Origin of the sequence: Paenibacillus sp. E194, from assembly GCF_000935845.1 — a bacterium.
In the GTDB taxonomy this organism is placed as follows: Bacteria; Bacillota; Bacilli; order Paenibacillales; family Paenibacillaceae; genus Paenibacillus_B; species Paenibacillus_B alvei_B.
In genome coordinates this window covers 1-888 of sequence record NZ_JMDX01000523.1, presented here as the reverse complement: position 1 = coordinate 888, position 888 = coordinate 1, and the positions used below count along the sequence as shown (strand labels likewise).

Sequence of the window (888 nt, the reverse complement as noted above, 5' to 3'; positions counted from 1 at the left end):
ATTCGTTATCGCATGTGAAGAATTTGAATTACGTTTAAAGAAATAAATGAAGTAGTCGACGTTACACGAAAGACTAAGAGAACAAATCGAAGCAATCAACTTAAATGGATAACATCTAGGGTTAGTCATGATCATACTCCTATGGATAAAGTTCAATAGTCAGGCCGTAAGTCAGCGGGTTATCCGATGATTTACGGCTGTTCATGTTATTCGTAAATGTGAACATTGAACAACGTATTCATTAATACAATGATGAATAGATACTCAGTTTTTTGTAAGCGCTTAACTATTTATATTGAATAATTTTACAAAATACATCCAAAAGTCTGGAGGTGGCTTTGCATGAAGCTTTTGGCCGCTGTAACCGTTCCGAGCGTCAGACGTCACAAGAAGAAACGCTGGCCGCGCGTTACCGGAATCATTGTTTTGGTAATCGTTCTTTTGCTTGCCTGCGCTGGGGGATACGTATATTGGTTCGTGAATAAAAGTCTGCCTGTCGTGCAAGGGAAACTCAATATTTCTGGACTGGAAAAGGAAGTAACGGTATGGAGGGATGCTTCTGGCGTTCCGCATATCGAGGCGCAAAACGAACATGATCTCTACATGGCTCAAGGTTATGTAACGGCGCAGGATCGCATGTTCCAGATGGATTTGAGCCGCAGGCAGGCTTCCGGGCAGCTTAGTGAAGTGGTGGGGACTAAGGCTATCGACCGCGATAAATTTTTCCGTGCGTTCAGTTTGCGGCGTGCGGCAGAGGTTTCTCTTGGCGCTTACTCAAAAGAGTCCCGACAGGTGCTGCAATGGTATGCGGATGGTGTCAACAAGTACATCAAACATGCTAAAGACGCCAGTTCACTACCGGTCGAATTTGCGATTCTGGGGTATGAA

General features: G+C 44.0%; 1 protein-coding gene. It reads left to right on the top strand.

Translation table 11 applies throughout. The features are described from left to right. Nucleotides 1–342 precede the first annotated feature (342 nt). Nucleotides 343–888: penicillin acylase family protein (locus AZ66_RS29350; protein ID WP_044358197.1), on the top strand; the 546-nt coding region annotated here is incomplete at its 3' end.